Annotated in this window: 6 protein-coding genes and 1 pseudogene; 1 reads left to right on the forward strand and 6 read right to left on the reverse strand. The window is 46.3% G+C overall.

Annotated elements, in window-relative coordinates:
- The 3 genes and pseudogenes from AC1DUA_RS26270 to AC1DUA_RS26280 all read right to left on the reverse strand — a co-directional run.
- A pseudogene (locus tag AC1DUA_RS26270) lies at positions 1–128 on the reverse strand (vancomycin resistance histidine kinase VanS); the annotation flags it as partial.
- On the reverse strand, positions 121–816 hold the full coding sequence (locus AC1DUA_RS26275) for a response regulator transcription factor (RefSeq protein WP_477502579.1): 696 nt from the start codon (positions 814–816) through the stop codon (positions 121–123). The pseudogene AC1DUA_RS26270 and the gene AC1DUA_RS26275, both read right to left, overlap by 8 nt.
- 189 nt (positions 817–1005) lie before the next feature.
- A complete protein-coding gene (locus tag AC1DUA_RS26280) occupies positions 1006–2169 on the reverse strand; it encodes an FAD-dependent oxidoreductase (RefSeq protein WP_477502580.1) in 1164 nt (387 codons plus the stop codon).
- A gap of 224 nt (positions 2170–2393) precedes the next feature.
- Here AC1DUA_RS26280 and AC1DUA_RS26285 point away from each other — a divergent pair, with 224 nt between their 5' ends.
- Entirely contained in the window at positions 2394–2588 is a 195-nt protein-coding gene (locus AC1DUA_RS26285) for a hypothetical protein (protein ID WP_477502581.1), read from the forward strand.
- Between the two features lie 590 nt (positions 2589–3178).
- Here the strand turns inward: AC1DUA_RS26285 and AC1DUA_RS26290 are convergent.
- From AC1DUA_RS26290 to AC1DUA_RS26300, 3 genes are all read right to left on the reverse strand, one after another.
- Positions 3179–3961 (reverse strand): phytanoyl-CoA dioxygenase family protein, encoded by a 783-nt coding sequence (locus AC1DUA_RS26290; RefSeq protein WP_477502582.1) that lies wholly within the window; start codon positions 3959–3961, stop codon positions 3179–3181.
- A gap of 30 nt (positions 3962–3991) precedes the next feature.
- Positions 3992–4222, reverse strand: a complete 231-nt coding sequence (locus AC1DUA_RS26295; RefSeq protein ID WP_477502584.1) for a hypothetical protein — start codon at positions 4220–4222, stop codon at positions 3992–3994.
- The coding region (locus tag AC1DUA_RS26300; protein WP_477502583.1) for a substrate-binding domain-containing protein at positions 4167–5260 on the reverse strand (1094 nt) is incomplete at its 5' end. The genes AC1DUA_RS26300 and AC1DUA_RS26295, both read right to left, overlap by 56 nt.

Consider the following 5260-nt stretch of genomic DNA (forward strand, 5'->3'; position numbering starts at 1 on the left):
GCACGAACACCCGCGTAGTAAAGCTGAAGAACTTTGTAGAGGATAAAGGTGAAAACACCTGACAGAAGCATGCTCAATCCTAATAAAACGATCATTTGGAAACGGAAACTTCGTATCATTTTAGCCATTGAATGTATATCCCACACCCCAAACGGTTTTGATCCATTTGTTTTTATTGTTCTCATCTTCACCTAGTTTTTTGCGCAGCGTGCGGATATGCACCATGACGGTGTTGCCACTTTCATAGAAGGCTTCTCCCCATACGTGTTGGAAAATATTTTCCACGCTGAAAACTTTCTTGGAATGGCCTGCTAAGAGATATAAAATATCAAATTCTTTGGGCGTTAATTCAATATTATCACCATACAAATTCACTGTCCGCTTGTCAGGATCAATCGACATTCCGCCTGCTTCAAGCAGATTCTGTTCAGCTTTGGGTTGGCTTAACTGCATGGACCGACGCAGATGGGCGTTCACTCGAGCGACTAATTCCATAGGATTGAAGGGCTTGGTCATGTAATCATCGGCCCCAATAACCAATCCCGTTATCTTATCTAAGTCAGATGATTTGGCGCTGAGAAAAATGATTGGCATCTGATACTTTTCTCGAATTTGCCGCGTCACCTCATGTCCATCGAGCTTAGGCATCATGATATCTAGAATAGCCAAATCAATCGTATGCGATTGGATCGCATGGACAGCCTCTTTTCCATCTGCTGCTTTGATAATTTGGTAACCTTCTCTTTCTAAATGCAGCGCAATCAGATCGGCAATCTCCGCCTCGTCATCCGCGACTAATATCGTAATTCGTTTCATCCGTATCCCTCTTCTATGTAAAATGTGTCAATTCTTATTCTATCCGAATTTAGCGATTTTGCCCATTTTCTGCGTTAAAAGCAAAAGGGTGTCCTACAGCCATGGAAATGGCAGTTGGACACCCTCTGCTAACGGACACTGTCTGTTAGCGAATAATTTCAAAGGATGAGACAGGCAAGTCACGAACTTCTACTCATGCACAGCCTCATGGTACTGGTTCATCAGATCCGCCAATTTGCGTGCGGCATCGTCCGAAAAGCAAAGCTTCAGATTCTCATCAGACACCTCAGCTGAAATGGACGAGTAGGCATACATCTTCTCCTCATAAGCTTGAACTGCCATGTTCAAGTCACCGTGTTGAACGATGGACAACGCCAGCTCTGTGGCATCTAACATCGCTAGATTCACACCTTCACCAGCAAAAGGCGACATCAGATGCGCAGCATCTCCAATTAGTGTGATGCCTGGTTTATGCGTCCATTTGAGTCCAACCGGCAGACTATAGATACGTCTTGGCACGATATCCCCATCTGCGGAACGGATATAATTGGTCAGCGACTCATCCCAATCACTGAAATGCTCCAGCAGCTGCCGTTTCGCCTCTTCTGGCTGATCAAACGGGATCCCGCACGTATCGAGCCACTCACGCTCAACTTCGAATGCCGCATAGACGCAGATTCGCCCGTCACCATTTAATTGACCCAATATGCCTTTATGATCCGCAAAGGCAAACATTTTGCCGCGTCTATTAAAAGCAGCCAATTCCGGATGAGCGATCGCGGCATTTTCAACATTAAGCTCAACCATGCTTAGTCCGCTGTAGGCGGGAACAGATTCTGTAAGCAGCGGGCGTAAACGGGAAAATGCGCCGTCTGCCGCTACGACAAGGTGAACGGTATCCACTTGTCCGTTCTCGAAATGCAGTTCGTGCATCCCATTTGCCAATGGAATCGCCTGAATTAATTCGTGTCCCCAATGAATCGTTCCAGGGTCGATCGAGTCTAACAACAGTTCCCGCAGCGTACCGCGATCGATTTCTGGCCTGTCTCCTTCATGGGGCTCTGCCACCTCATCCATATACAGGTTGCCTAATTTATCTAGAAGCCGGAAATCTTGTCCCTCATATCGCGCGAGCGCCTCAAATTGTTCGATTAAACCCGCTTCTCTGAGCGCTATCTGTCCAGAATCGGAATGAATATCTAACGAGCCGCCTTGTCTGCGGTTAGATGGGGATGCTTCACGTTCATAAACGATAGTATCTATGCCATGCTGTTTTAAAATCCTTGCTAATGTCAGCCCTCCAGGACCTGCTCCTATAATAGCAATGCGTTGCTGTTCTTTTGTTGTATTCATACGTATCAACACCTCGGCGTTAGATTTTGTTTATCAATTGACCCAAGTATATGACGGCTTTTTAAACTGAAAATAAACAGGTAGTTTCTTAAAAAAGAATTTAGGAGGAAAGTTATGAGTAGTGTCACGTTTCTACAACTTTCACATGGTTATTGGCTTACAATATAACAACCACCATCAAGCAAATCCTGCAGCCGATGTAGAATGTACCTGGGAGAGATCTCATGAAAAAGAATCATGTTGGCATAGCACTCACATTTCTTTTCTTTGCAGGAGCTGTTGTTGGATTGGGTTTAGTTGAATATACGAACGAGACACGTCCGATCGTCAAGACGAATACAAATGATTTGCCGAATAATAAATTTTATGGATTTACATTTTATGAGGAGCCTGATTCTTTCGCTTCCTATCAAAAATAACCTAGAGCGCCTGACACTTTCAGGAACGCAGATAAGCTTGTTTTTCAGCGCTAACGCAAACTTTTGGCGCGTTGAGCACACGTTAGCGTTGTTTTTCAACGTTACGGACGGCGGTGAGCACCGGTTGGGTGGCTTCCGCAGCAGATAAGCTTGTTTTTCAGCGTTACGCAGACTCTCGCCGCGGTGAGCAAGCGTTAGCGTTGTTTTTCAACGTTACGCAGGTGCGGACTTCTCGTTTTACACGCGAGACAGCCTTTTTAGCCGCCTCACAAGTTGTGCTGATCGTCCAAAGTCCGGAGACAGCCTTTTTCATCCTCTCACGCAGGCCATCTACGTTTTTTGGTTGCCCGTTCAACTTGACAAGGCCTTTACGGCACGCTCACACTGACATTCTCTTCTTTCGCTCTCTCGAAACAGCCTTTCAGGACCTCTCACACAGGCAGGACCACAAATCCATGCACACCGGAATCCTTCGTCCTCACAGGCAGCTGCGACGAGCACCATAAGAATACGTGGCGATCAAATACGATTCTTCACAGTAAAGAGCCCAAAGATGAAAGTCCATCTTGGGCTCTTCTCCATATGATTAATCATTCATTCTCAAACTGTGCAGGATAGCTTGCGCCAAAAGGGGCATCTGGTCTTTCGAATTCTCCCATCAGATAACGGCGCGTTGGTGTGGTTCGTTGCAGGAACTCTGGATTGTTCTCGAATCGATCGGAGCATCGCACCCACGGTGGACTGTAAATATAGTGCATCGTGTAACGGTCATAATCACCATCATGCGCATACGTACGGTGCCAAACCGCATTATGGAAAAATAAGACTGACCCTGCCGGAGCACAGATGACATGACTGACTGGCACGCTTTCCCTGCTCGATCTAATCGAGTCTGGCAGCTGAACTTGGCTTCGATGGCTTCCTGGGATGAGCTCCATATTGCCTGTTCGCGGAACCGTCTGATCGGTCAGTAAAAAGGAAGCCCGCAATTGAAGCAATGGAATCGGATAGCCAAGTTTACGAAAGTCGTAAGCGCCTGATCCGTCTTGATGCCAACCGCMTACCCCACCGAAAGCTGGCTGTTTCGTGCACCAGCCGGACTGCATAATAAATCGATCGCCATAAAGCGCCCTGACTTTGGGCAATATTGCCGGATGATCGATCAATCGCTCCAGAGATATTTCCGTTTCATATCCTCTTCCTACTTGTGCCCAGCCTGTCGTGCCTGCTGCTTGATGTAAGCGCATGGAAGCCTCCAGACATTCGTTTACTTCCTCTTCTGAGAGGACATTTGGAATCAGCAGATAGCCCCAAGATTCAAATGTGAATCGATCTAACTCCGTGAATGCTCCTGGACTAGAAATGGGATTCATTCGATAACTCCTCCTTGTCATTATCAGCACTTAGACCTTTGCCGCTAACCTGCCCGTGGATTCCCCTGCAACTAAAGCCGACTTCACAATCCACTTCATTGGCTCGCTCATTTTCTCCTTGTTAGTGAGCTGTTGAAGCAGCAGTTCAACCGATTTCGAGCCTATTTCTTGCTCATGCTGATCAATGTGACTGAATGCACGGTTGTCAGTTAGCTCTGAGTATGGATTGTCGTAAGTAATAATAGATCGAACTCGTATCACTCACCTGAAAATCAGTCACAATTAACGCTGGATTAATCATCGAGCCTTTTTGTTTCAGCGCTTCCATGTAGCCGCGAATCCGCTCGTCAACAGTCATTGTGCCTATGGAAATATCCGAACATATCGCAATATCTCTATGCCCTAGCTCCCACAAATGGTTAACAGCCAACTGTGCGCTAACCATATTATCTGAACAGACACAATGTGTTTCAAATCCTGGCAGGAATCGGTCGACCAGCACGAACGGGAATTTGTTCATTTTCAGAACCAAAATTTCCTCGTTGTACGTCTCGGCATCAATTGGAAAAATGATAAGCCCAGCCGCTCCGTTTTGAATCAACTCCTGAATCGCTTCTTTTTCCCGCTCCTGCCGATTGTGAGAAAGAACGATGGATAGATAATAACCGGTATCTTCTAGAGAGATCTGGATTCCCCTTATAAGTCGAATGGCAAAGAAATCTTCCAAAAAGGGAAGGACTAAACCAATCATTTTGCGCGTGCCCGTATGTCTGCCTGACTCCTTTATTTGCTTAGCAGCGGCTGATTGATTGCTCTCCGAAAAGTCATCCAAATACTTATCCGAGTTCACCTCATACTCTGAGCTGACAAAGCTGCCTCTCCCTGGAATTCGGTAAATCCATCCATCTTTCGCGAGCTGCGTAAGGGCATTAGATACCGTCATTCGGCTAACCTGGAATACCGATTCACGGGATTCAAAGGAAAATAAACCGCCAGTGCCAGACATCTGTAAGCTTGCCAGTTCATACTGAGGGTGATTCGGCAGTCCAGGGTGGTTCATTTTCACCACATAACTCTGTTTACTAACGTATTCAGCAACTTTAAGACCACTTGATTCATGGCGCTGCATCCGTAATGGCAGTGTTCGGAGACCACGCGTTACCAACCCGGCTGTTTGTGGGCTCATGATACCGCCGAATAACATATATTCTGTTGACATTAGCGGGTCCATCAATCGCTTCGAGCCGACTACTACGCCTCCTAAGCAATCGCTATGACCGGAAATATATTTCGTTATCG

This window comes from Paenibacillus sp. 01T422, assembly GCF_056398785.1.